Annotated in this window: 23 protein-coding genes and 1 pseudogene; 15 read left to right on the forward strand and 9 right to left on the reverse strand. The window is 70.7% G+C overall.

Going from position 1 to position 23,106, the window contains the following annotated elements; translation table 11 throughout:
- Window positions 1-4: 4 nt before the first annotated feature.
- The 3 genes from BGO91_RS19735 to BGO91_RS19745 are packed head-to-tail and all read right to left on the reverse strand — an operon-like array spanning window position 5 to window position 3,213.
- Complete coding sequence (locus tag BGO91_RS19735) at window positions 5-1,513, reverse strand: carboxylesterase family protein (protein ID WP_290474437.1); 1,509 nt, start codon at window positions 1,511-1,513, stop codon at window positions 5-7.
- The gene (locus BGO91_RS19740; protein ID WP_290474438.1) at window positions 1,510-2,109 is read right to left on the reverse strand and encodes a TetR/AcrR family transcriptional regulator; all 600 of its coding nucleotides are present in this window, start codon (window positions 2,107-2,109) and stop codon (window positions 1,510-1,512) included. Before BGO91_RS19740 ends, BGO91_RS19735 begins: the two co-directional genes overlap by 4 nt.
- A gap of 36 nt (window positions 2,110-2,145) precedes the next feature.
- Complete coding sequence (locus tag BGO91_RS19745) at window positions 2,146-3,213, reverse strand: LacI family DNA-binding transcriptional regulator (protein WP_290474439.1); 1,068 nt, start codon at window positions 3,211-3,213, stop codon at window positions 2,146-2,148.
- A gap of 209 nt (window positions 3,214-3,422) precedes the next feature.
- On the opposite strand from BGO91_RS19745, the gene BGO91_RS19750 reads away from it, so the two are divergent.
- Genes BGO91_RS19750 through BGO91_RS19770 form a run of 5 tightly spaced genes read left to right on the forward strand, consistent with a single transcriptional unit; the run spans window position 3,423 to window position 8,064 of the window.
- Window positions 3,423-4,289, forward strand: coding sequence for an ABC transporter substrate-binding protein (locus BGO91_RS19750; protein WP_290474440.1), 867 nt, complete (start codon window positions 3,423-3,425; stop codon window positions 4,287-4,289).
- Window positions 4,290-4,308: 19 nt separating this feature from the next.
- The gene (locus BGO91_RS19755; RefSeq protein WP_290474441.1) at window positions 4,309-5,097 is read left to right on the forward strand and encodes an amino acid ABC transporter permease; all 789 of its coding nucleotides are present in this window, start codon (window positions 4,309-4,311) and stop codon (window positions 5,095-5,097) included.
- A complete protein-coding gene (locus BGO91_RS19760; RefSeq protein ID WP_290474442.1) occupies window positions 5,094-5,864 on the forward strand; it encodes an amino acid ABC transporter ATP-binding protein in 771 nt (256 codons plus the stop codon). Before BGO91_RS19755 ends, BGO91_RS19760 begins: the two co-directional genes overlap by 4 nt.
- The gene (locus BGO91_RS19765; RefSeq protein ID WP_290474443.1) at window positions 5,861-6,880 is read left to right on the forward strand and encodes a Gfo/Idh/MocA family oxidoreductase; all 1,020 of its coding nucleotides are present in this window, start codon (window positions 5,861-5,863) and stop codon (window positions 6,878-6,880) included. The genes BGO91_RS19760 and BGO91_RS19765 overlap by 4 nt, the downstream gene beginning before the upstream one ends.
- 5 nt (window positions 6,881-6,885) lie before the next feature.
- Window positions 6,886-8,064: an FAD-binding oxidoreductase gene (locus BGO91_RS19770; protein ID WP_290474444.1), complete on the forward strand. Its 1,179-nt coding sequence runs from the start codon at window positions 6,886-6,888 to the stop codon at window positions 8,062-8,064.
- Between the two features lie 24 nt (window positions 8,065-8,088).
- Here BGO91_RS19770 and BGO91_RS19775 read toward each other — a convergent pair whose 3' ends face one another.
- Together BGO91_RS19775 and BGO91_RS19780 are read right to left on the reverse strand one after the other, a co-directional pair.
- Window positions 8,089-8,640: a hypothetical protein gene (locus BGO91_RS19775; protein WP_290474445.1), complete on the reverse strand. Its 552-nt coding sequence runs from the start codon at window positions 8,638-8,640 to the stop codon at window positions 8,089-8,091.
- 44 nt (window positions 8,641-8,684) lie between these two features.
- A complete protein-coding gene (locus tag BGO91_RS19780; RefSeq protein WP_290474446.1) occupies window positions 8,685-9,266 on the reverse strand; it encodes a helix-turn-helix transcriptional regulator in 582 nt (193 codons plus the stop codon).
- 134 nt (window positions 9,267-9,400) lie between these two features.
- On the opposite strand from BGO91_RS19780, the gene BGO91_RS19785 reads away from it, so the two are divergent.
- The 7 genes from BGO91_RS19785 to BGO91_RS19815 all read left to right on the forward strand — a co-directional run bounded on the left by BGO91_RS19785 (window position 9,401) and on the right by BGO91_RS19815 (window position 16,900).
- Complete coding sequence (locus BGO91_RS19785; protein WP_290474447.1) at window positions 9,401-10,402, forward strand: SIS domain-containing protein; 1,002 nt, start codon at window positions 9,401-9,403, stop codon at window positions 10,400-10,402.
- Window positions 10,403-10,412: 10 nt separating this feature from the next.
- A complete protein-coding gene (locus tag BGO91_RS19790; RefSeq protein WP_290474448.1) occupies window positions 10,413-11,336 on the forward strand; it encodes a PfkB family carbohydrate kinase in 924 nt (307 codons plus the stop codon).
- Between the two features lie 35 nt (window positions 11,337-11,371).
- Complete coding sequence (locus BGO91_RS19795; protein WP_290474449.1) at window positions 11,372-12,463, forward strand: LacI family DNA-binding transcriptional regulator; 1,092 nt, start codon at window positions 11,372-11,374, stop codon at window positions 12,461-12,463.
- Between the two features lie 157 nt (window positions 12,464-12,620).
- Complete coding sequence (locus BGO91_RS19800) at window positions 12,621-13,949, forward strand: extracellular solute-binding protein (protein WP_290474450.1); 1,329 nt, start codon at window positions 12,621-12,623, stop codon at window positions 13,947-13,949.
- Window positions 13,946-14,920, forward strand: coding sequence for a carbohydrate ABC transporter permease (locus BGO91_RS19805; protein WP_290474451.1), 975 nt, complete (start codon window positions 13,946-13,948; stop codon window positions 14,918-14,920). Before BGO91_RS19800 ends, BGO91_RS19805 begins: the two co-directional genes overlap by 4 nt.
- Window positions 14,914-15,750: a carbohydrate ABC transporter permease gene (locus tag BGO91_RS19810; RefSeq protein WP_290474452.1), complete on the forward strand. Its 837-nt coding sequence runs from the start codon at window positions 14,914-14,916 to the stop codon at window positions 15,748-15,750. Before BGO91_RS19805 ends, BGO91_RS19810 begins: the two co-directional genes overlap by 7 nt.
- 4 nt (window positions 15,751-15,754) lie before the next feature.
- Window positions 15,755-16,900, forward strand: a complete 1,146-nt coding sequence (locus tag BGO91_RS19815) for an MFS transporter (protein ID WP_290474453.1) — start codon at window positions 15,755-15,757, stop codon at window positions 16,898-16,900.
- A 21-nt stretch (window positions 16,901-16,921) separates the two neighbouring features.
- On the opposite strand, the gene BGO91_RS19820 is transcribed toward BGO91_RS19815, so the two are convergent.
- Complete coding sequence (locus tag BGO91_RS19820) at window positions 16,922-17,812, reverse strand: hypothetical protein (protein WP_290474454.1); 891 nt, start codon at window positions 17,810-17,812, stop codon at window positions 16,922-16,924.
- 176 nt (window positions 17,813-17,988) lie between these two features.
- Here BGO91_RS19820 and BGO91_RS19825 point away from each other — a divergent pair, with 176 nt between their 5' ends.
- The gene (locus BGO91_RS19825) at window positions 17,989-18,495 is read left to right on the forward strand and encodes a GyrI-like domain-containing protein (protein WP_290474455.1); all 507 of its coding nucleotides are present in this window, start codon (window positions 17,989-17,991) and stop codon (window positions 18,493-18,495) included.
- Window positions 18,496-18,802: 307 nt separating this feature from the next.
- On the opposite strand, the gene BGO91_RS19830 is transcribed toward BGO91_RS19825, so the two are convergent.
- Entirely contained in the window at window positions 18,803-20,674 is a 1,872-nt protein-coding gene (locus BGO91_RS19830; protein ID WP_290474456.1) for an alkyl sulfatase dimerization domain-containing protein, read from the reverse strand.
- A 97-nt stretch (window positions 20,675-20,771) separates the two neighbouring features.
- Between BGO91_RS19830 and BGO91_RS22170 the strand changes: the two are divergent.
- A pseudogene (locus BGO91_RS22170) lies at window positions 20,772-20,858 on the forward strand (LPXTG cell wall anchor domain-containing protein); the annotation flags it as partial.
- Between the two features lie 18 nt (window positions 20,859-20,876).
- Here the strand turns inward: BGO91_RS22170 and BGO91_RS19835 are convergent.
- Window positions 20,877-21,908: a cation diffusion facilitator family transporter gene (locus BGO91_RS19835; protein ID WP_290474457.1), complete on the reverse strand. Its 1,032-nt coding sequence runs from the start codon at window positions 21,906-21,908 to the stop codon at window positions 20,877-20,879.
- Entirely contained in the window at window positions 21,905-22,282 is a 378-nt protein-coding gene (locus tag BGO91_RS19840; RefSeq protein WP_290474458.1) for a metalloregulator ArsR/SmtB family transcription factor, read from the reverse strand. The genes BGO91_RS19835 and BGO91_RS19840 overlap by 4 nt, the downstream gene beginning before the upstream one ends.
- Before the next feature lie 96 nt (window positions 22,283-22,378).
- Between BGO91_RS19840 and BGO91_RS19845 the strand changes: the two genes are divergently transcribed.
- Window positions 22,379-23,104, forward strand: coding sequence for a VIT family protein (locus BGO91_RS19845; RefSeq protein ID WP_290474459.1), 726 nt, complete (start codon window positions 22,379-22,381; stop codon window positions 23,102-23,104).
- The last annotated feature ends 2 nt before the right edge of the window (window positions 23,105-23,106 follow it).

Raw genomic sequence — 23,106 nt, forward strand, 5'->3', positions numbered from 1 at the left:
GCTCTCAGACCAGCGCGCGCACCGAGGCGTAGCCGTCGGGCAACAGCTCGGGGGAGGCCGGGTCGCGGCCGAACACGCGCGTCGCGCCCTCGGCCTCCGACCAGGGCCGCCATCCCGGTGCACCCTCCCGGACGAACGCGACCGCCGCCGCGTGCAGGGCGGTCGCGAGCGACTGCGGCGGGTTGTCGCCGGCGATGAAGTCGACCTTCTCCGCGTCGAGGCAGTCGAACCAGAACGGGACGTCGAGGCAGTGGGCCGCCCAGCCGAGCTTCGGCGACACCCACGAGAAGCGGTAGACCCAGGTCGGGTGCGCCGCGCGGGCATCGGCGATGCGGACGACCGGCGCCCGGAACACGCTGTCGGTCACGAACCTGCCGAGCACGGCCGCGGTGCCCTTGCGGCGCTGCGGCGCATTGGCGGCGAGATAGGCCTTGCGGCGCGCCTTGTCGCCGAGCAGCTTGCCGAGCGCGATCCCGGCCGGGATGAAGCGGAGCTTGTTCTTCGCGGAGTCGGTCGCCATCGTGAACTCGTCGTCGTTCGCCCCGAGCACCAGCGGCTTGTCGCTGCCGACGCCGCTGCGGAGGGAGTCGAGGGTCGACTGCACGAGCAGGTCGCCGTCGATCATCGGCCCCCAGGGGAGGCCCTCCGTGAGCATCGCGGTGACGCCGGCCATGGGATCCAGGTCGTCGGGGTTGGTCGCCTTGTCCTGGAGCTCGAGGATGCGCGTCTCGGGCACCGTGGCGAAGCCGTCCCGGTTCGCCTCGACACCGGCGAGGCGCGCGAGGTTCTGCGCGATCCCCTTCGCCCGAGCCTCCGCGACGTCGCCGACGGCGCCCGAGAGGCTCCACACGGCGCGGAAGAGATGCTGCGCGGCGGGCATCCCGAGCAGCGTCAGCACCGCGCCGCCGCCGGCGGACTGCCCGGCGATCGTGACCTGCCCGGGGTCGCCGCCGAACGCCGCGATGTTGCGCTGCACCCAGTCGAGGGCGAGCAGCCAGTCGCGCACACCGCGATTGCTGGGGGCGCCCTCGATGTAGCCGAAGCCGTCGAAGCCGAGCCGGTAGGAGAGGGAGACGGTGACGACGCCGTCGCGGTTGAACGCCCGGCCGTCGTACCAGGGGCTCGCGGGCGAGCCGGCCGTGTAGCCGCCGCCGTGGATGTAGACGAGCACGGGCAGCGACGCCCCGGGCTCCCCGGGTGCGGGCGTGTACACGTTGACGTTGAGCGTCGAGTCGCCGGGGATGGAAGGCTCGGGGATCAGCGTGATCTCGGCGAGCTGCTTGCGCTGCGGCGTCGCGCCGAGTCGCGTCGCATCCCGCACCCCCTCCCACGGGGCGACCGGGACAGGTGCCTCGAACCGCAGCGGGCCGACCGGAGGCTCGGCGAACGGGATGCCGAGGAACGCGGCGGACGACTCGCGCCACACGCCCCGGACATCGCCGGCGTCGATCCGGACGACCGGACCTGTCGCTGCGGGATCGGTCGCGTCGACGTCGATGGCGGGATCGCTCATGGGAGGGTGCTCCGTTCGAGGGTGAGGACGCCGAGGGCCACGAGCAGTCGCTCGAGCTCCGCCGCCATGTCGATGGTGGGATCCTGCAGCCACATCGTCTGCAGGCCGTCCGCGGCGGCGTTCAGGATGGTGCCGAACGCAGCCGTGTCGAAGTCGGCGGGGTAGCGCCCCGCGCGTCTGCCGTCCTCGACCATCCCGTCGAACAGGGCACGCATCGCCGCGCGACGGGCGAGGAAGAACCGGTGGGCGGGATGGGCGTGGTCGCTCGCCTCGGCGGCGAGGCGCGTGTACAGCTCGACGAGCCCGGGGACCTCGGCGTTGTGGCGCATCACCCGCAGGAAGACGCGGAACGGATCGCCGCTCTCGGAGCGGTACGTCTCCAGATCGAGGTCGTCGCGCTTGCGCAGGATCTCGGTGAAGAGCTCGTCCTTGCTGTCGAAGTAGTGCAGCAGCCCCGCCTGGCTCAACCCCGCGGCGTCGGCGAGCGCCTTCACGGACGCGCCGCCATAGCCCTCCCGGGCGATCACGTCGAGCGCCGTCGAGAGGATCTCCTCGCGCTTGGCGACGCCTTTCGCGTACGAACCCCGTTGTGCCATGGGTCGACCATAAACCGAATGGCACTTGCTTTTCAATCAGGCGGGAGCAGTTCCCACCGACTCCCGGCTGAGCAGCCGGGTCTCGAAGACCAGGGCGGCGTCGGCGACGCGTTCGTCGCGCACGCGCTGCAGGGCGCGCCGGGCCGCTGCGGCGCCGAGCTCGTAGATCGGCTGCTCCACCACCGTCAGCGGCGGGGTGGTGATGGCCGTCCACGCGGGATTGTCGAACGCGATCAGCGAGACGTCGTCCGGGATGCGGAACCCGTCGCTGCGGAGGGTGCTGAAGACGGACATGGCGATCAGACTGTCCGAGGCGATGATGGCGGTGACGGGAGGATCCTCCCGGAGGAGCTCGCGGGTCACCGCCTCCACGCCGCGCCGCCGGGCATCCAGTCGGATGTAGCGCTCGGGGGTGTCGATCCCCGCCGCGTCGAGCGTCTCCAGGAAGCCGGTGACGCGGTCGGCCACGGAGGACATGGTGATCTGGTGGCCGCGGTCGTAGGTCGGCTGCGGGTACTCGTGGGTCGAGACGAACGCGATCCGGCGATGGCCGTGGCGGAGCAGCTCCTCGGTCGCCGCCCGCGCCGCCGAACGGTTGTCGACGGTCACGGAGTCGTAGCCCTCCCCGTTCGCCCGGCGGTCCAGCAGCACCAGCGGACGCCCGGCGCGGGAGGCGTTGCCCAGGTGCTCGACGTGAGCGGAGGAGGCCGGGGCGACGATGACCGCGTCGACCTGGTTGTCGAGGAGGACGTCCAGGGCGGCCTCCTCGGCCTCCACGGTCTCGTCGGAGTTGATGAGGATGACGGAGTAGCCGGCCTCGCTGGCCACGTCGGAGATGCCGCGCATCGCCAGGGCGAAGAACGGGTTCTCGATGTCGCCCACGACGACCCCGATGGTGTTCGAGCGGCCGGTGTTCATCGACTTCGCGAGCGCGTTCGGGCGGTAGTCGAGCTCCTCGGCGGCTGCCAGCACGCGATCCCGGACCGCCTGGCTGACCTGACCGTACTCACCGAGCGCTCTGGCCGCGGTGGCCTTCGACACCTTCGCGACCCGGGCGATGTCCGCCACTGTCGCCGCATGTCTCGCCTGGTGCTGGGGGCTCATCGACGCCGCCTTCCGTTTCCATCTCGCCGCGTATCGCAAACATCATCGTATTGACGAACCCGCGAAGTGTCGGGTACAGTCCCAGAAAACCAACTGAGACCGGTCTCAGCGTAAGTGACTGAGACCGGTCTCTGCAACTCACACAGATCGATGAGGATCGCTCCTTTCGCGTCCCCGCCGAACCGCCCAACGCACGATTGGACCCCGCAGTGAAACGACGCACTCTCCTCCGGCCCGCCGGACTCCTGGCGGCCGCCGCCTCCGCCGCCCTCGTCCTCGCCGCCTGCAGTTCGGGCGGGGCCTCCGGCTCCGCCACGAAGGACAACCCGTACGGGCTGATCGAGGCCGGCACCGTCCGCGTCGCCAGCCTCGGCGACGCCAAGCCGTACACATTCACCGACGCGAACGGCAACTTCACCGGCTTCGACGTGGAGCTGTTCACCGACGTCGCCAAGCGCGCCCACCTCGGCAAGGCGGTCTTCACGGGCCAGGACTTCTCCGGCCTCCTGTCCGCCGTCGCCAACCACCAGTTCGACGTCGGCGTCGCCGCCATCGGCATCACCGACGAGCGCAAGAAGACGGTCGACTTCTCCGACGGATACCTCGCCGGCTACCTCAGCGTCCTCACCACGAGGAGCTCGGGCATCGACTCCTCCGCCGACCTCGCGGGCAAGCGCCTCGGCGTCGTGCAGGGCACGCTGCAGGAGACCTACGCGGTCAAGCACTTCCCGAAGGCGAGCCTGGTGCGCTTCCCGGACAACAACGCGGCCGTGTCGGCGCTCAACAGCGGCTCGATCGACGCGCACTTCCTCGACTACGAGGCGCTGAAGAGCTACATCGCGCAGTACCCGGACCTGAAGGACGCGGAGGACATCCCGTCGTTCGACGCTCCCGCCGGCTTCGCCATCGCCAAGGGCAACCCGGCGCTGAAGAAGGCGCTCGACACCGCCCTGCACGCGGCGATGGAGGACGGCACCTGGAAGACGCTCTACCAGAAGTGGTTCCCGGGCTCGCCGATGCCCGAGCAGTACCTGCCGAAGGCCGAGCAGACCTCGACCCCCACCCCCAGCAAGTAGGCCGACAGGGAGAATCCCCATGGACTGGCTCAACACCATCTCGCACACCTTCTTCGACATCCCGTCGATGCTGCAGGTCTTCCCGCAGCTGCTGACAGTCGGACTGGTGAACACGCTGATCATCTCCGCCGCGGCGACCGTCCTGGGCGTCGTGCTCGGCATGGTCCTCGCGGTCATGGGGATCTCCACGTCGCGCTGGCTGCGCATCCCGGCGCGCATCTACACCGACGTGTTCCGCGGGCTGCCCGCGATCCTCACCATCCTGCTGATCGGGCAGGGATTCGCGCGGTTCTCGCAGTCGGTCTTCGGGCCGTCGCCCTACCCGCTGGGCATCCTGGCGCTGTCGCTGATCGCCGCCGCCTACATCGGCGAGATCTTCCGCGCCGGCATCCAGAGCGTCGAGCGCGGCCAGCTGGAGGCCTGCCGGGCGCTCGGCCTGAGCTACGGGAAGGCGATGCGGCTGGTGGTGGTGCCCCAGGGTATCCGCCGCGTGCTGCCCGCCCTCGTCAACCAGTTCATCGCCATCGTCAAGGACTCGAGCCTCGTCTACTTCCTCGGCCTGCTGGTCGGGGAGCGGGAGCTGTTCCGCGTCGGGCAGGACGCCGCCGTGCTGACGGGCAACCTCTCCCCGCTGGTGCTGGCCGGTCTCTTCTACCTGGTCATCACGGTTCCGCTGACCCATGTCGTGAACCACTTCGACAACCGGTTCCGCACCGGGCGCCGCCGGCCGGCCCCGCCCAAGAGCGGACTGGATGAGCTGGACGAGGTGCAGACCCCTGCGCCGATCACCCTCGGGAGCAACACATGACCTACACCTCTCCTCTGCCCGCGCAGACCCGCGCGGACCTGCGCGGCTCGTCCCTCGAGCTCGTCGACCTGACCATGGCGTACGGCGACATCGAGGTGCTCCGCGGCGTCTCCATCGCCGTCGCCCCCGGCACCACGACCTGCGTCATCGGCCCCTCGGGCTCGGGCAAGTCGACCATGCTCCGCGGCGTCAACCGGCTGCACGAGCCGAAGAGCGGCGACGTGCGGCTCGGCGGCGAGAGCATCCTGGGCACGAAGCCCGACACCCTGCGGCGGCGGATCGGGCTGGTCTTCCAGCATTTCAACCTCTTCCCCGACCACACCGCGCTCCAGAACGTGACGCTGGCGCTGCGCTCGGTCAAGAAGCTGCCCCGGGAGCAGGCCCAGCGCATCGCGGAGGAGCGCCTGACCGAGGTCGGCCTCGGCGAGCGGATGGACCACCGGCCCCGCGACCTGTCCGGCGGCCAGCAGCAGCGCGTCGCCATCGCCCGCGCGCTCGCCATGGAGCCGGAGGTCATGCTGTTCGACGAGGTCACCAGCGCGCTCGACCCCGAGCTGGTGAAGGGCGTCCTCAACCTCATGGCCGACCTGGGCCGCCGCGGCATGACCATGGTCGTCGTCACCCACGAGATGAACTTCGCCCGCAAGGTCGCCGACCAGGTGGTCTTCATGGACGAGGGACGCGTCGTGGAGGCCGGTCGGCCACACGACCTGTTCGACCGGCCGCAGAGCCCGCGGCTGCAGCGCTTCCTGTCGGAGGTGCTGTGAGCGGCGGGGACGCCCTCCGCGTCGGACTGATCGGCTACGGCGTCGCCGGGCGCGTGTTCCACGCCCCGTTCCTCGCGGCGGACCCCGCCTTCGAACTCGCCGCCGTGGTGACATCGCAGGTCGACAGGCTCGCCGCCGACCACCCGGGCGCGATCGCGGTCCCCGACGTGGAGGCGCTGCTCGCGCATCCCGGACTCGACCTCGTGGTCGTGGCCTCGCCGACACCGCTCCACGTCGCCCACGCGACCGCGGCGATCGACGCCGGGATCGCGACGGTGGTCGACAAGCCGTTCAGCCCCGACGCCGCGTCCGGCCGGGCGCTCATCGAGCGGGCCGACGCCGCCGGCGTGCCGTTCACGGTCTTCCAGAACCGCCGCTGGGACGGCGACTTCCGCACGCTGCGCCGCCTGGTTTCGGACGGGGCGCTCGGCGACGTCCGGCGCTTCGAGTCGCGGTTCGAGTGGTGGATGCCCTCCGCCGGCGACTCCTGGAAGGCGACCACCACGGCCGGGGACGGCGGCGGCGTGCTGCTCGATCTCGGAGCACACCTCGTCGACCAGGCCCTGCTGCTGTTCGGTCCGGCGACGGTGGCGCACGCCGAGGTCCGGAACCGTCGCGGGGGAGCAGCCGATGACGACGTCTTCGTCGTGCTCGACCACGACTCCGGGACCACGAGCCACCTGTGGATGAGCGCGGTGGCTCCGCTCTCGGGCCCGCGTTTCCGCGCCCTGGGATCCCGCGGCGGATTCCTCTCGTGGGGGCTGGACCCGCAGGAGGACCAGCTCGGAGCCGGGATGCGTCCCGGCGACCCGCGACTCGGCGTCGCCGGCACGACCGCCCGCCTCGGCACGGACGCCCACCACGACAGCGTGCCGCTCGAACCGGGCGACTACGCCGACTTCTACCGCCGGCTCGCGGCCTCCCTGCGCGGCGGTGCGCCGCTCCCCGTCGACCCGCGGGACAGCCTCGCGGCCCTCGAAGTGATCGACACCATCCAGACCTGGAACCGAAAGTGAGCATCATGAGCACCCCTTCCCTCCGTCCCCGCGTCGTCGTCATCGGCGGCGGCATCCTCGGAGCGTCCACCTACGCCCACCTGGCCAGGGGCGGCGCCGACGTGACGCTCGTCACCGCGGGCTCGCTCGCCGACGGCGCGTCCGGCCGCTCGATCGCGTGGCTGAACTCCTCCGGCGACCGCACCCCCGAGTACCACTACCTGCGGCTGATCGCGCTCGACCGCTACCGCACGTGGCGCGAGCAGCACCCCGACAGCCAGGGCTACCTCCGCTTCGACGGAGCTCTCAAGTGGGCCGGGGAGGGCGAAAGCTTCCGCGACACCTTCGCCTTCGAGCGGGCCAACGGCTACGACTCGATCTGGGTCGAGCGGGATGAGGTCGCCCGGTTCGCGCCGGATGTCGACCCCGCGTCCGTCGCCGGGGAGGGCGCCATCTTCAACGCGGGAGAGGGCTGGGTGAGCCTGCCGGACCTCATCGCCGCGCTCATCGCGGAGGCCGTGGCGGACGGTGCGACGGTCGTCGAGCACGCCGGGCAGGCGCGGGTCGACGTCGTTGACGGAGCCGCAGCCGGAGTGATCCTGGCGGACGGCACCCGGCTCGCCGCCGATCAGGTCGTGCTGGCAACGGGTCCCGCCGTCCCGGCGCAGCTCGCCGCCCTCGGCGTGACCGTCCCGGATGCCACGCCGACGGCCTTCGTGGTGTTCACCGAGCCCGTGGACGCCGCGGTGACCACCGTGCTCAACACGCCGCGCGTCGCCGTGCGCCCGACCCCCGACGGACGCCTCGTGCTCGACGCGGACTGGGCCGAGCAGTCGACCTCCGTGGCGGACGACGGCACGATCACCGTGCCCGAGGAGTCGGTGGCCGGGCTTCTCGAGGAGGCGTCGAAGGTCCTCGCCGGGCACCCGACCCTCACCGCTGCACGCGTCGGCGCCGGCCTGAAGCCGATCCCCGGCGACGGCGAGCCGGTGGCCGGTCCGGTGCCGTCGATCCCGGGCCTCTACGCCCTGTTCACCCACTCGGGCGCGACCCTCGGCCTCGCGCTGGGCGAGCTCGCCGCGGAGGAGATCCTGACCGGAGCGCCATCGCCCGTCCTGGCGACGTTCCGGCTCGACCGGTTCGCCGCCGATGCACAGGACGACGCTGTCGCGACGGGGGCGTGGAAGCCGGTGCTGCAGAAGTAGGGCCACCGGGCTGCCCCGGCGTCGCTATCCGAGATCGGGGCGCGCCGGGGCGTCCGGCTTCGGGGCGCCCTGGTCGAGGACGGCCTGGATGATGGCGGCGGTCCGCGCTGTCAGCTCGTCGCCTGGGTAGAAGGACTCGTAGAGGGCCTCGACATCATCGACCGTCGTGAGGCCGATCGCGGGGATCAGCGTTTCCAGGTCCTCGAATTCGCGGCGCCCCCTCTTCTGAGCGGCATACACCTTCATCGCGAGCAGAGTCTCCGCATCCGCGACCTGCACGGTCACCCCTTCGGCGTCGTAGATGGTGACCCACCCCGCCGGCCGCCCGTAGCCTGTCGGCACGAACTGCGCGGCGGCGTCGTTCAGCCAGTCTCCGCGCCAATTGCGTTCGATCGCGATCGCGGCGGCGATACCGAGCACGACATCGGGCGGGCTGACGGGCCCGTCGATGTCCGCGGTCGCGGACCGATGTTCGTTGAGGGTGAGGGCGATCGCGGCGCCTCCGACGATCTGGATGCGAGAAGGCTGCCCGAGTCCCCTCAGCCGACCGACGAGGTCGCGCAGCCCATCGATCATCTCCGCGCGTGTGAACTCGGATCGAGCCGGGCCGGGCGAAGCCGTCATACGCTGGCCAGCTCGTCGGCTTCGATGAGCACGCCCCGCTTGCGGAGCGGCTCGGGAACGCGGTCGATGTCGACCGGGATCGAGTCCGCGGCGTCCGACAGGGGAGGTGCCCACCCCCACGCCGGGTCGCCGTGTTCGGCGCGGACCCAACCGGGCAGAGGAAGGCCGATTTCACCCAGTCGCCACTCGGTCACTCCCGCGAGTGCGGCATCCCACTCGGGAGTGATGCGAGCGGGAGGTTCGATGGCGAGGACGAAACGGTCGACCGGATCGGGTGCGGCGAGGTCGTCGGCGATCTGGATGAGTGCGCGATACGCCCGGAAGGCCTCTCCCCGGTGCAGAGCCTCGGCTACCGCGTCCGACGCCTCCGCGACGGAGGTTCGGCCGTCGCTCGCGACAGGGATGAGGCGGACGTGCGAAGCGGTCGCGATCTTCTCGATCGTCGAAGCGGTGGGGTCGCGGCGGCCGTTCTCGATCGCTGCGATGTTCGAACGCTGGATGCCGCTTCGCTTCGCGGCGTCGGTGAGGCTGAGGCCGGCGCGCACGCGCGCGTGCTTGAGGGAGCTCTGGATAGTCATCGCCTCGCCTCCCGTCTGGTGTCGAATTCGATACTAGCACTGAGGAGGCCACGCCTTGCTTCCACCTCCCATTCATGCCACCATTGAGACACATTGATACCGGTACCAATAAGTGGGTCGGTGGAGGGAGACAGATGCTGGGCTTCAATGAAGAGGAATTCCTGGAGCAGGTCAGGAGCACCGTGGCGCTCCGGCCGCAGATCGAGGAGCTGGTCGCGCGCATCCAGGCCGGCCACTGGAAGAACATCTATTTCATCGGCGCCGGCGGCACCTACGCCGCGGCCCTGCCGTACGAGCGCTTCTTCCAGACGCGCTCCGACTTCCCGGTGCGCACGGTCATCGGCAAGGAGTTCGTCCTCGCGCCGGACCCGCAGTTCGGACCGGACTCGGTGGCGATCTTCGCCTCGGTCTCGGGCACGACCGAGGACATCCTCGACTGCGTGGAGTTCGCCCGCGAGAAGGGCGCCCTGACCATCGGGTTCACCGGCTACCCGGAGAGCCCGATCGCCGCCGCCGTCGACGAGGTGCTGCTCTCCGCGCCGAAGGCGTGGCCGTTCGACGTGCAGTTCCTGCTGTTCGGCGCCGCGTTCCTCGCCGCCCGCGGCGAGTTCGAGGGCTACGACCGCCTGGTGCAGGACCTCGACTACATCCCGGAGGCGCTGGTCGCGGTCACCAAGCAGGCCGACGCGGTCGGCCAGGCGTTCGCGCAGAAGCACGCGGAGACGGACTACCACTTCCTCGTCGGCTCGGGGAACCTGTGGGGGTTCACCTACCTCTACTCGATGTGCATCCTCGAGGAGATGCAGTGGCTGCGCACCACGCGCGTCCACGCCGCCGAGTTCTTCCACGGCTCGCTGGAGCTGATCGAGAAGGACACCAGCATGCTGCTCTTCGTGGGCGAGGACGAGACCCGGCCGCTGATGGACCGCGTCCACTCGTTCGCGACGACCTACAGCGACGACGTGACGGTGATCGACACGAAGGACTACGCGCTGCCGGGAGTGAGCGACGAGTTCCGCGGGCTGCTCTCGCCGATGGTCGCGGACGCCGTCGTCGACCGGTTCAGCAAGCACCTCGCGCAGGCGCGCGACCACTCGCTCGACCTGCGCCGCTACTACCGCGTCGTCGAGTACTGAGCGGGATGCGATGAGCGACCTGCGCGTCCTCGGCTTCGGGGACAACATCGTCGACCGGTTCGTCGACCGCGGCATCGAGTACCCGGGCGGCAACGCGGTGAACGTCGCCGTGTTCGCCCGGCAGCTCGGCGCCGAGGCGGCGTACCTGGGGGTGTTCGGCGATGACGAGCGCGGCCGTTTCGTCCGGGGCGCCATCGAGGACTGCGGGGTCGACACCTCGCGCTCCCCGGTGCGCCCCGGGCCGAACGGGGTGACCGAGATCGAGACGGTGGAGGGGGAGCGGAGGTTCCTCGGCTGGAACCAGGGCGGCGTCACGATCAGCGATCCGTTGCGGCTGGATGCGGAGGACGTGCGGTACGCCGCCGGCTTCTCGCTCGTGCACTCGAGCGCGTACTCGGCGTCCGTCGCCGAGCTGCCGAAGCTGGCGCCGACGCGGGTGCTGCGGTCGTACGACCTCTCGACGGAGCCGGAGTTCCGCACCGCGGAGTACCTCGACGCGGTCGGCCCCTGGGTCGACCTGGCGCTCGTCTCGTGCGGCGACCTCACGCGCACCGAGGTCTGGGCCGAACTGCGGCGCATCGCCTCCCACGGCCCGAAACTCGTCCTGGGGACGCAGGGGGCGGCGGGAGCGGTGCTGTTCGACGGCGACGCCTACTACTACTCCGACTCGGCGCCGGTGCCGGGACCGTTCGTCGACACGATGGGCTGCGGCGACGCCTACCTCGCAGCGTTCGTGGTTGAATTGCTGCGATCCGGCTGGCGCAGGAACGAGCGGCCCAGTGGCGTGGCCCTGCACCGGTCCATGCGCCGGGCCGCGCAGTTCGCGGCGCGGCAGTGCACCGTCGAGGGAGCGTTCGGCCACGGACGCGACAGCGAGGGCGCCGTCGAGGCCGTCGGCCCGATCGGAGGAGTGGCGGCCGTCGAGCTCGGATGACGCGGACGCCGCCCCGCGACAAGGAAGGGGTGGCGATGTCCACGGAGCGCGAGCGGACGCCGTCGCCGACGATCTCGGAGGTGGCGGAGGCCGCCGGAGTCGGTCGAGCGACCGTCGCCCGGACCTTGGGCGGGTACGGCTCGGTGAGCCCGAAGACCCGGGACCGCATCCTGGCCGTCGCGAAGGAGCTGGGCTACCGGCCCAACTCGATCGCCCGGAGCATGACGACGGGGGAGACCCGCACGCTCGGCCTGGTGCTGGCGGACGTGGGAAACCCGTTCTTCGCGGGCGTGCTGCGCGGCTTCAGCGACGCCGCGCGCACGGCCGGCTACGACGTCATCGTGCTGAGCACGGACGAGAACCTGCAGCTCGAGGAGGCCGCGATCGAGGTGCTCGTCGACAAGCAGGTCGACGGCATCGCGCTCGCGCCGGCGGCGGGCCGCACCGATCCGCTGCCGCACCTCGACATCGTCGCCAAGCGCGAGATCCCGCTCGTGCTGCTCGACCGCCTGGTCGACACGGTGGACGCGGACGCCGTCGTCATCAACAACCGCGAGGCGTCGCGGGAGGCCGTGGCCTCGCTGATCGACCAGGGCCACCGGCGTATCGGATTCGTCTGGGGGCCGGTGACCACCGAGCCGGCGGCCGACGCCGACGATCTGCGGCGCATCATCGACAACGCGCTGTGGAGCGACGGCGAGCGTCTGCTCGGCTACCTCGACGCGCTGGAGCGCGCAGGCATCCCCTTCGACACCTCCCTCGTGACCCACGTGCTCAAGAACGAGCCGCAGGCGACGCGCGCGGTGCTCGGGATGCTGTCCCTCTCGGATCCGCCCACCGCGATCTTCGCCACCGAGACTGATGCGCTCACCGGCTCGCTGCGCGCGTTGCAGCAGCGCGCGCTCCGCTGCCCGGAGGACGTGTCGCTCATCGGCTTCGACGACAGTTCGTGGGCGAGCGTGATGACGCCACCGATGTCGGTGGTGGCGCAGCCGATGCACCAGCTGGGGGCACTCACCGCCGAGTGCCTGCTGGCGCGCGTCGGCGGCAGCGAGGCGCCGACCGCGACGCATGTGCTCGAGGCCGACTTCGTCGCGCGCGAGAGCGTCGCGCCTCCCGCCTCCTAGGGCGGCCGATGGGTCGGGATCCCGAAATCCTGATCCAATGTTGATACCGGTACCAATTTCCCGTATAGTCATCGCAACCGGTCCGGAGCGACCGGTCCAACCGATCCAAAGACGGGTCCGGCGGCAGGCATCCTCCGCACGACCCGGACGACGGGAGATGAGCGTGAAGAAGACCAGAACCATCACGGTGGCGGCTATGGGCGTCCTGGCGCTCGCGCTGACGGCGTGCTCGTCCGGCGGAGGCGGCACCGCGGCCGCCGACATCGCGGCCAAGCCCGACTACGCGGGCACCCTGAGCATCCTGACCGCCGGAGCGGGCGACCCCATGAGCTCCTACTTCGAGGGCGTCGTGGCCGCGTACAAGGCCGAGCACCCCCAGGTGAAGATCACCCTGGCGCAGGAGACCGACGACAACGCGATCAAGGACAAGGAGAAGGTCCTGATCGGGTCGCAGTCGCTGCCCGACATCTACTTCAGCTACGCCGGCAACTGGGGCGAGAACTTCGCCCTCAACGGACTCGCCGCCGACCTCAGCTCGGTGATCGCGCCGGGGACGACGTGGGGCGACACCTTCGGCGCGGGATCGGTCAACGCCTTCAAGTACGACGGTAAGTACTACGGCGTCCCGCTCTACAACGACGCGAAGTTCATGGGCTACAACACGAAGATCTTCGCCGACCTCGGCCTGAGCGTCCCGACGAGCTTCGACGAGCTGATCTCGGACTGCTCCACCATCAAGGCCGCAGGCTACGTGCCCATCGCCTTCGGCAACAAGGACGGCTGGCCCGGCCTGCACTACCTCGGCCAGCTCTTCGCCTACGACGTTCCGCGCTCGACCCTCGAGGCCGACCTCGACCCGAAGACCGCGAAGTACACCGACCCCGGCTACACGGAGGGCATGAAGCAGTTCCAGCAGCTCGTCACCGAGTGCACCGGCGACGCGTCCAACTCGAACGGCGTGACCTACACGACCGCGCAGCAGCAGCAGGCGACCGGCAAGGCCGCCATGTACTACCAGGAGCTCATCGAGTTCGACTCGGTGAACACCGCGGACAGCCGGCTGCACGCCGACGGCTTCGGGATCTTCCCGCTGCCCGCCTCGGCGTCGGCGAAGGGCGACCCGGGGACGCTGGAGGCCGCTCCCGAGGGCTACATGATCAACCAGCGCAGCAAGAACGCCGCCCTCGCCCTCGACTTCCTGAAGTTCGCGACGAACCCGAAGAACGCGACGACCCTCTCGTCCCCGCCGTACGGCCAGCCGAGCGCGGTGAAGGGCGCGGTCACGGAGAAGAACGCCACACCGGCGGTCGCCGAGGGCACGAAGCTCGTGAACGACGCCAAGACGACCTTCGTCTGGCTCGACATGGCCAACGTGCCCGACGTCGCCGACGCGTGGGTCTCGGCGTCCGAGGGGCTCGTCTCCAGCAGCCTCACCCCCGACGCGGCTCTGAAGGCCGTGCGCCAGGCCTCCGAGAAGGCGAAATGACCACCACCCAGGCCCCGCCGGCGCCCGTGCGGACGCGCCTCGAACGCGGCCGCACGGCCCCCGCGGCCGGCGCTCCCGGGGGCGGGCGGCGCCGCGCCCCGAGCTGGCGCGGCCTGGTGTGGCTGATCCCCGCCCTCGCCGTCCTGGCGGTGTTCGTCTACTGGCCGCTGCTGCAGAACATCCTCTTCAGCTTCCTGAAGTGGAACATCTACAGCGGCGAGCAGACGTTCGTCGGCACGCAGAACTACACGAACCTCGCGGGCGACCCGGTCTTCTGGCGGGCGCTCGGCAACAACGCCTGGTACGCGGGCCTCTCGATCGTCTTCCAGGTCTTCGGGGCGCTGGTGCTCGCCGCCATCGTCGAGAGCGTGCGCAGCGAGCGCTGGCGCGAGGCGTTCCGGGCGATCTACTTCATCCCCTCGGCGATCTCGCTGACCGTCGCCGGCCTCCTGTTCTACTTCATCTACCAGCCGCAGACCGGGCTGCTCAACGTCTTCCTCGACAACCTCGGCCTCGGCCAGTTCTCGCAGGCGTGGCTCGGGCACGAGGGCACGGCGATCTTCGCCGTCATCGCGATGAGCCAGTGGCAGGGGTTCGGCTACAGCGTGCTGCTGTTCTCGGTGGCGCTGCAGCGCATCCCGCAGGAGCTGTACGAGGCGGCCCAGCTCGACGGCGTCGGCCCCGTGCGCCGCTTCTTCGACGTCTCGCTGCCGCTCGTGCGCGAGATGACCGGTCTGATGATGATCGTCACCATCTCCGGCGCCTTCCAGGTGTTCAACGAGGTGATGGTGATGACGAGCGGAGGGCCGAACAACTCGAGCCAGGTGCTCGGCACGTGGCTCTACCACGCCGGATTCGTCACGAACGATTTCGGCTCGGCCGCGGCCATCGGCGTCGCGATCTTCGTCATCACGCTGGTGCTCGCCGTCGCGCAGCTCGCGTACTCGCGCAGGAGGAGAGTGGAATGGTAGTTCTGGCCCGGTTCGGCCGCGGCGTGCGCGTCGCGGCGATGTGGACCCTCCTGGTCGCCCTCGCTGTGGTGGTGCTCTACCCGCTGCTGTGGATGGTGACGAACGCTCTGAAGACGAACGCCGAGCTGTTCACGAACCCGTTCGCGCTTCCCGCGTCGCCGATCTGGCAGAACTTCGCGACGGCGTGGCGGCAGGGCGTCGGCGACTTCGTGTTCACGAGCGTCTCGCTGACCGTGCTCGCGACGCTCATCACCGAGCTGATCAGCGCGTGGGCGGCGTACGGCCTGACCCGGGTGAGCATCCCGCTCAACCGCACCTTCACCGTGCTCGTGCTCGCCGGCCTGATGCTGGCGCCGACGGTCGCGCTCATCCCACTCGTCAAGATGTTCCAGGGGATGGGGCTGTACGACTCGTTCTTCGGCCTGCTCATCCTCTACACGGCGTTCCGCATCCCGTTCACGGTGTTCCTGATGCGCGCCTACATGCTCGATCTTCCGCGCGAGGTCGACGAGGCCGCCTCGATCGACGGCGCCTCGCGCGCGGCCACCTTCTGGCGCATCATCCTGCCGATGAGCATGCCGATCGTCATCACGACCATCGTGCTCAACGTGCTGCAGAACTGGAACGAGTACCTCTTCGCGATGGTGTTCACCTCGGGCACGGGCGTGCAGACGCTGCCCGTCGGCCTGGCGGACCTCATGTCGAAGAACGGCACGCAGTACCCCGTGGTCTTCGCCGGGATGGTGATGGCCGCCCTCCCGATGGTGATCCTGTTCTTCGTCTGCCAGCGCTACTTCGTCCGCGGCCTCGCGGGCGGCGTGGGCAAGTGACGGGGTGAGCGCGTACCTCGACCTCGTCCGTCTGCCCGGCATCGCCCGCATCACCGCGGCGCAGCTGCTCGCGCGGTTCCCGCTCGGGATGCTGTCGCTGGCCGTGCTGCTGTACGTCGAGCGGCTGACCGGCTCGTACGCCGTCGCCGGCGTGGTCGTCGCCTGCCTGAGCGTTGGGCAGGCGGTCGCCATGCCGCTGACCAGCCGGCTGGCCGCACGCCTCGGGATCCGGACGACCGTCGCCGCGCTCGCCGCGGTCAACGCGGCGGCGATGCTGGTGCTCGCGCTGGGCGGCCCGCAGCCTCCACTGCTCATCGCGCTCGGCCTGGTGATCGGCGTGACCGTGCCGCCGCTCATGCCCGTCGTCCGGGCGCTCTACCCGCGGCTGGCCCCGGAGGAGAGCGTGCCGGCCCTCTTCGCGCTGGACACGTCGGCGCAGGAGCTGATCTGGATCCTCGGGCCGGTGGCGGCGACCCTCCTGGCGACCACCGTGTCCACCGCCTTCCCACTGCTCCTCGCCGCCGGCGTCGCGATCGTCGGGACGCTGTGGTTCCTGCTCAGCCCGCACCTCGGCGGGCTGCGGCTCGAGCGCAATCGCGCGCCGTTCGGGCGCGTGCTCGCCGTGCGGTCGATGCGGCTGGCGGTCGCGGCGAGCTTCGGGCTGGTCGCGTCGTTCGGTGCGCTGGAGATCGCCCTCGTGACCCGGTTCTCCGCGCAGGGCCCGCTCGTCGGCGTCGCCATCGCGATCGCCAGCCTCGGCTCGCTGGTCGGCGGCTTCGCCCTCGGCCACCGGCGGCTGGGGCCGCGGACCCTCGCACTGATCCTGGCCGGGATGGCCGCCGCGACGGCCGCCGCCGGGCTGATCACGGCGCTGCTGCCGCTGTTCGCCGTCATGTTCCTGTCGGGGCTGGGCTACGCTCCCGCGCTCGCCACCCTGTACGCGATGGTCTCCGAGTCGCTCGGCGAGAGCGAGTCGGCGGAGGCGTTCGGCTGGCTCAACACCGCTGGGCTCGTGGGCGGGGCGGCGGGGACGGCTGTCGCGGGATTCGCCGGACAGGGCGGGGGATCGGTCGGGCCGTTCCTGGTCGCGACGGCGTTCGTCGCGTTGGCGGCCGTGCTGCCGCTGGTGCCGGGCGTGCGGCCGCGCTGACACCGGTCGCTCCCGGCCGGGTCAGCCCGCGCCGTCCGTGACGTGGCCTGCGCCGCAGGCGGCGACGGCGTCGCCGTGCCAGCCTGCGGGCGCGGCATAGAGGGCGTCGCAGATGCCGGTTCCGACGTAGACGCCCCGGTAGTCCGCGTCGGCCGCCTCCGGTTCGATGTCCATCACCCGCAGCGTGCCGGGCACGGCCTCCGTATTCTCCGACCCTCCCGTCAGGACCGTCATCGTCAGGCCGACGTCGCACGCCCGCACGGCGGCCGGATCGGAGGAGTCGCCCTCGGTGCGCCCCGGGGCGATGTCCACGTCGACCACGACCTGCTCGCCCTGCTTCAGCACGATCGTCCGGGCCGGGAAGTAGTCCTTCTTCACCCCCGCCGTCGTGAACGAGAACGGGCCCGGGTTGCTCTCCTCCGGGTAGAAGGTCATGCTCTCGGAGTCGACCCCTCCGCCCCGCCCGACGGCCTGGCGCACGAGCGTCCCCCGCGACGGCGCCCGGCAGTCGCTCGTGATGGACATCCCGACGATCCGCACCGGGTCCTGCCGGTTGCCGGTCACCGCGAGCGCCTCCACGGCGTCGTTGGTGACGACGCCGTGCTTGTGGGCGACGAGCCAGGCGTCCTCGTGGCGCACATCCATCGCGGACAGGGCCTTCACCTCCGCCCCCGAGAGGGACTGGCCGACGGGGAGGCTCACATCGTCCTCGCCCGGCTGCGGGTCGAGGTGCACGGCGACGGGCGGCCCGCTCGTGGTCGCCCCGGCGAACCAGTGCTCGCCGGACTGGACGATCCCGGTGACGGCCAGGCCGATCACGGCCGCACCCGCGGTCGCTCCGACCCACACGGCCACGCGACGCCACGGATGCGGCGTCGCGGTCTGCTCGCGCGGAGGCGCCTTACGCGCCATCTCGTCCCACGGGAACAGGATGCGCCGAAACGCCGCGCGCGGCAAGCGGTGTGCGCGGCGAGCGGGCGGACGGGCGTCTGCGGTCCTGCGGTACGTCCGCGGTCGGGCGAGCGGGCGCAGACGTACCGGCGGGCCGCAGTCGATGCGGGGCGAAGGACGCGTGGGAGGATGTCCGCATGCGCACAGGTGAGCTGGATGTCGTAAGCGGTCCCGAGCTGCAGTCCCGCCCGGCCGTCGCGACGCTGGGCATCCGCGAGACCGTCCCGTTCCGGACGATGCTGTCGAACCGGGACCGCCTCCTCGCCGAGCTGATCGCCTGGCTCGATGAGCACGATGTCGAACCGGCGGGTCCCTTCTTCCTGCGCCTGCACGTGGTGGACATGTCCGATCTGATGCAGATCGAGGTCGGCGTCGCGGGCTCGTCCGACGCGACCGACGACCGGGTCCGGGCCGGGGTGCTCCCGGCGGGCGACTACGCCGTGCTGGCGTATCGCGCGAAGTCGATGGCGGCGAACCGCGCGCTGCACGCCTGGATCCAGGAGCAGGGGCTCCAGCTGGACACGCGGCCGGATCCCGGCGGGGAGGCCTTCGCCTCCCGGTGCGAGACCTACCTGACCGACCCGCGCACGGAGCCGCGGAAGACCCGCTGGGTCGTCGAGCTGGCGTTCCTCACGCGGTCGTAGCCGCGCCCCGCGCCTCGTGTCTGCGGTCCCGTGGTATGACCGCGCCTGCTCGCGCAGGCGCAGTCGTACCGCCGCGCCGCATGGGACGTCTCGGTCTTCGCGGTCGGACACTCGCCGCGCGGCGTCGCGTACGCCGGCTTCCTCGCGCCGGTGGTCGGCGTCCTCGCGCTGGCGGTCGTCCACTGGGTGATCACGGGCGCAGATGAGAAGCCGGTCGAGGCGACGGAGCCGGGCGCCCGGGTGGCCGCGTAGACCCTGAAGTCGGCACAGCCGCGCCGGACGGCCGAGATCGTCCTCCGATCTCCGGTCAGGGCAGCACGATGTTGAAGCCAGGGTCGCCCGGATCGAGCACGCTCGTCAGCTGCGCGAGCACGCCCGGATCCCCCTCGACCGTCAAACCCTCCGACGCCGTGTCCCCGCCCACGAGCGCCAGGAAGCGCGCCTTCGTCGACGTCAGATGGAGCGCGGCGTCACCGCTCGGCTCCTTCTCGACGTAGATCAGCACGCCCTTGCGGAGGGTGAGGCGGAACGAACGGCCGAGGTCCCTGAACGTGATGTCGAACGCGAGGTCCAGGTCCCACGCCTTCGGGCCGTTCACCGTGATGGCGATCGCGTCGAAGAGCTGCTCCGGGGTGAGCTGCGCGAGGATCGCAGGGGCGTTCGCCGACAACGGCGTGCCGAAGTTGCCTTCGCGGAGTTCGGTCGCGCCGGACAGGAAGAAGTTGCGCCACGTGCCGTTCTCCGATCCGTAGCCCAGCTGCTCCAGGGTGTCGGCGTAGAGGGCCTTCGCGCTGTCGTTCTCCGGTTCGGCGAAGACGGCGTGGTCCAGGAGCGTCGCCGCCCAGCGGAAGTCGCCGTCGTCGTACGCCTGCTGCGCCAGCTCGACGACCCGGTCCACTCCGCCGATCGCCGCCACGTAACGCTCGGCCAGCGGCTTCGGCGGGTGGGGCCAGAGGCGCGCCGGGTTGCCGTCGAACCAGCCCATGTAGCGCTGGTAGATGGCCTTGACGTTGTGCGACACCGAGCCGTAGTAGCCGTGGGTGCTCCAGTTCGCGGCCAGCGCCGGGGGGAGCTCGATGGTCTCGGCGATCTCCGCCCCGTTGAGTCCTTGGTTGAGCATGCGCAGCGTCTGGTCGTGCAGGTACCCGTAGAGGTCCCGCTGCACGCCGAGGAACGCTTTGATCTCGTCGTTGCCCCAGGTGGGCCAGTGGTGGGAGGCGAACACCACGTCGGTGTCATCGCCGAACCGCTCGATCGCCTCGGTGAGGTACTGCGACCAGACGTGCGGGTCGCGCACGACAGCTCCGCGCAGCGTCAGCAGGTTGTGCAGGTTGTGGGTGGCGTTCTCGGCCATGCACAGGGCGCGATAGCGCGGGATGTGGAAGTGCATCTCCGACGGCGCCTCCGTGCCCGGCGCCATCTGGAACTCGACCTCCACCCCGTCGAACGTGTGCGTCTCGCCGGTGGTGGTGATCTCGAGGGTCGGGACCATGATCCCCGGCGCTCCCGTCGACGTCGTCTGGCCGAGCCCGGCGCCCACCTGACCCTGCGGTCCGCGAGCGAGCGCCGCACCGTACATGTAACCGGAGCGGCGGGACATGGCCGTGCCGGCGTAGACGTTCTCCGAGATCGCGTGCTCGAGGAACCCCTCCGGGGCGACGATCTGCACCCGGCCCGCCTCGACCTCCTCCGGCGTGACGATGCCGAGCACGCCGCCGAAGTGGTCGATGTGGCTGTGGGAGAAGATCACGGCCACGATCGGACGGTCACCGCGATGCTTCCGGTAGAGAGCGAGGGCCGCAGCGGCCGTCTCCGCGGCGATGAGCGGGTCGACCACGATCACTCCGGAGTCGGTCTCGATGAACGACATCACCGACAGATCGAAGCCGCGGGCCTGGTAGATGCCCTCGACGACTTCATAGAGGCCGTGCTTCGCCACGAGCCGGCTCTGCCGCCACAGGCTGGGGTTCACCGTCTCCGGCGCATCGCCGTCGAGGAAGTCGTAGGTGGAGGCGTCCCACACCACCTCGCCGGCGGCGTTGCGGATCGCCGGGTCGTCGAGCGTGCCCAGGAAGCCGCGGTCAGCCGCCTCGAAGTCCGCGGTGTCCGCGAACGGGAGGCTACCGGACAGTGAGGTGTGCGCGTCGCGGATGGACGGCGTCGGATCGTTCTGCTCCATCGGAAATCCCTCTCGTCGAATCGTCCTGCGGGGACAGCGTCCTGCACGCCACGGTGTCGTGTCTAGAGGGGAGCATTGGCCGTGAACGGGCACCGGATCCGACATGTGGCCCGCGCTGCTCGCCGGGTTCGGCCTGCTCGGGATCGGGCTCCTGCTGCGCCGGCGCCGGCGCTTCCAGGGGTAGGGGCGGTGCCCGAGCCGGTCAGCGTGGTGACGGGGTCGTGGCCTCCACGATCTCCAGCTTCAGCTCGTCCAGATTGCGGAGGTGCGCGGTCGCGTGTGTCCGCGCGGCCTCTGCGATGTGCTGAGCGTCCGCGAGGGAGGTCGCGCCGACGACAAGCTGCGCCGAGCCGTGCAGACGGTGGCCGACCCAGCGCAGCTGGACGCGGGGCACCGCGGTGACTCCCGGGGTGTCCTCCAGGGCGTGTTCGAGGCGGTCGACGAGGTCGGGCTCGATGCCGTCGAGGAGGCGCCGGCCGATGCTGCGCACGGTGCCCCAGAGCAGGACGATGATCGCGGCCGAGATCAGCAGGCCGACGATCGGGTCGGCCAGGGGGAACCCGAGCATGACGCCGAGCGCGCCCAGGACGACGGCGAGCGAGGTGAAGCCGTCGATGCGGGCGTGCACGCCGTCCGCGACGAGGGCGGCCGAGCCGATGCGCCGACCCACGCGGATGCGGTAGATCGCCACGGCCTCGTTGCCCGCGAAGCCGATGACGCCGGCGGCGATCACCCAGCCCAGGTTCTCCAGGGGATGCGGGTGGATGAAGCGGTCGATCGACTGCCAGGCCGCGACGACCGCGGAGAGAGCGACGACGGCGATGATGAACAGCCCGGCCAGGTCTTCGGCCCTGCCGTAACCGTAGGTGTAGCGGCGGGAGGCGGCGCGCCGGCCGAGCACGAACGCCACCCAGAGCGGGATGGCGGTCAGGGCGTCGGAGAACTTGTGCACCGTGTCGGCCAGCAGCGCGACGGACCCGCTGATCGCGACGACGATCGCCTGCAGGACAGTGGTGCCGAGCAGCAGGAACAGACTGATCTTGAGGGCGCGGACGCCCTCGGTGCTCGCCTCGAGCGCATCGTCGATGGAGTCGGCGGCGTCATGGGAGTGCGGCACGAAGAGCTCGTGCAGGAAGCCCCGGAACCCGGCCGGGTGGCTGTGGCCGTGGTCGTGCCCGTGGTCGTGGTCGTGGTCGTGGTCGTGGTCGTGCCCGTGGGGGTGCGGATGGCTCACGCCGGGGCCTCGTCGCTCGCGGCCTCCGCGTGATGGTGCCGCGGAGTGCCGCCGAGCGAGTGCTCCGCCTGGAAGATCGCGTCGGTCACGAGACGGCTGGCGTGCTCGTTGCCGAGCCGGTAGAAGACGCGCTGGCCCTCCTGCCGGGTTGCGACGATGCGGGCCAGCCGAAGCTTGGCGAGGTGCTGCGAGACCGCGGCGGGCTGCTTGTCCAGGATGTCGGCGAGATGGTTCACCGACAGCTCGCCCGCATCTCGCAGGGCGAGGACGATGCGCACGCGCGTCGCGTCGGCGAGCATCCCGAACACCTCGACCGCGAGCTCGACGTACTGGCTGTCGGGGAGTCGTCCGCATATCGGCTTATCTGCATCCATACGCAGATTAAACACGGAGAGACGCCGCGACGCAAACAGGTGAGGGCTGCCTCGGCTTCCTGGCACGGAACGCCCGCCCCTGCCTAGGCTGTGCCCATGACCGATGAGATCCGTGCCGGACAGCATCCCGATGAACCGCACCGCGAGGGTCTCGCGCAACGTCTGAACTGGTTGCGAGCCGGTGTCCTCGGCGCCAACGACGGCATCGTGTCCGTCGCGGCGGTCGTCGTCGGTGTGGCGGGTGCGACGCCGACGGTCCCGGCCATCCTGACCGCCGGTCTCGCCGCGCTGGTCGGCGGTGCGATCTCGATGGCGCTCGGCGAGTACGTGTCGGTCAGCAGCCAGCGGGACAGCGAGCACGCGCTCATCGCGAAGGAACGCCGGGAGCTCGCCGAGATGCCCGAGGCCGAGTTCGAGGAGCTGACCGGGCTGTGGGAGGCCAAGGGCCTGCGCCCGGAGACCGCGCGCCAGGTCGCGATCGAGCTGACCGAGCGGGACGCCCTCGCCGCGCACCTGTCGGTGGAGCTCGGGATCGACCAGGACGACGTCGTGAGCCCCTGGCACGCGGCGCTCGCCTCCGCCGTCGCCTTCACGATCGGCGGCATCCTCCCGCTGCTGACGATCCTGCTGCCGGCGGAGGTGCGCATCCCGGTCACCTTCGTCGTGGTGCTGGTCGCGCTGGCCGTCACCGGCTACATCGCCGCGTGGATCGGCGGCAGCTCGCGCGGCAAGGCGATGCTGCGGGTGGTCGTCGGCGGTGCGCTCGCCCTGGCGGCGACCTTCACGATCGGCGCGCTGCTGGGCACCTCCGGCGTCGTCTGAGC

Source organism: Leifsonia sp. 71-9 (assembly GCF_001898805.1).
In the GTDB taxonomy this organism is placed as follows: Bacteria; Actinomycetota; Actinomycetes; order Actinomycetales; family Microbacteriaceae; genus Leifsonia.

Excerpts from the sequence above, each read along its gene's own strand:
- BGO91_RS19735 (WP_290474437.1), bottom strand. The coding sequence starts at position 1,513 with ATGAGCGATCCCGCCATCGACGTCGACGCGACCGATCCCGCAGCGACA.
- BGO91_RS19740 (WP_290474438.1), bottom strand. The coding sequence starts at position 2,109 with ATGGCACAACGGGGTTCGTACGCGAAAGGCGTCGCCAAGCGCGAGGAG.
- BGO91_RS19745 (WP_290474439.1), bottom strand. The coding sequence starts at position 3,213 with ATGAGCCCCCAGCACCAGGCGAGACATGCGGCGACAGTGGCGGACATC.
- BGO91_RS19755 (WP_290474441.1), top strand. The coding sequence starts at position 4,309 with ATGGACTGGCTCAACACCATCTCGCACACCTTCTTCGACATCCCGTCG.
- BGO91_RS19760 (WP_290474442.1), top strand. The coding sequence starts at position 5,094 with ATGACCTACACCTCTCCTCTGCCCGCGCAGACCCGCGCGGACCTGCGC.
- BGO91_RS19770 (WP_290474444.1), top strand. The coding sequence starts at position 6,886 with ATGAGCACCCCTTCCCTCCGTCCCCGCGTCGTCGTCATCGGCGGCGGC.
- BGO91_RS19775 (WP_290474445.1), bottom strand. The coding sequence starts at position 8,640 with ATGATCGATGGGCTGCGCGACCTCGTCGGTCGGCTGAGGGGACTCGGG.
- BGO91_RS19780 (WP_290474446.1), bottom strand. The coding sequence starts at position 9,266 with ATGACTATCCAGAGCTCCCTCAAGCACGCGCGCGTGCGCGCCGGCCTC.
- BGO91_RS19785 (WP_290474447.1), top strand. The coding sequence starts at position 9,401 with ATGCTGGGCTTCAATGAAGAGGAATTCCTGGAGCAGGTCAGGAGCACC.
- BGO91_RS19790 (WP_290474448.1), top strand. The coding sequence starts at position 10,413 with ATGAGCGACCTGCGCGTCCTCGGCTTCGGGGACAACATCGTCGACCGG.
- BGO91_RS19795 (WP_290474449.1), top strand. The coding sequence starts at position 11,372 with ATGTCCACGGAGCGCGAGCGGACGCCGTCGCCGACGATCTCGGAGGTG.
- BGO91_RS19800 (WP_290474450.1), top strand. The coding sequence starts at position 12,621 with ATGAGCGTGAAGAAGACCAGAACCATCACGGTGGCGGCTATGGGCGTC.
- BGO91_RS19805 (WP_290474451.1), top strand. The coding sequence starts at position 13,946 with ATGACCACCACCCAGGCCCCGCCGGCGCCCGTGCGGACGCGCCTCGAA.
- BGO91_RS19810 (WP_290474452.1), top strand. The coding sequence starts at position 14,914 with ATGGTAGTTCTGGCCCGGTTCGGCCGCGGCGTGCGCGTCGCGGCGATG.
- BGO91_RS19820 (WP_290474454.1), bottom strand. The coding sequence starts at position 17,812 with ATGGCGCGTAAGGCGCCTCCGCGCGAGCAGACCGCGACGCCGCATCCG.
- BGO91_RS19825 (WP_290474455.1), top strand. The coding sequence starts at position 17,989 with ATGCGCACAGGTGAGCTGGATGTCGTAAGCGGTCCCGAGCTGCAGTCC.
- BGO91_RS19830 (WP_290474456.1), bottom strand. The coding sequence starts at position 20,674 with ATGGAGCAGAACGATCCGACGCCGTCCATCCGCGACGCGCACACCTCA.
- BGO91_RS19840 (WP_290474458.1), bottom strand. The coding sequence starts at position 22,282 with ATGGATGCAGATAAGCCGATATGCGGACGACTCCCCGACAGCCAGTAC.
- BGO91_RS19845 (WP_290474459.1), top strand. The coding sequence starts at position 22,379 with ATGACCGATGAGATCCGTGCCGGACAGCATCCCGATGAACCGCACCGC.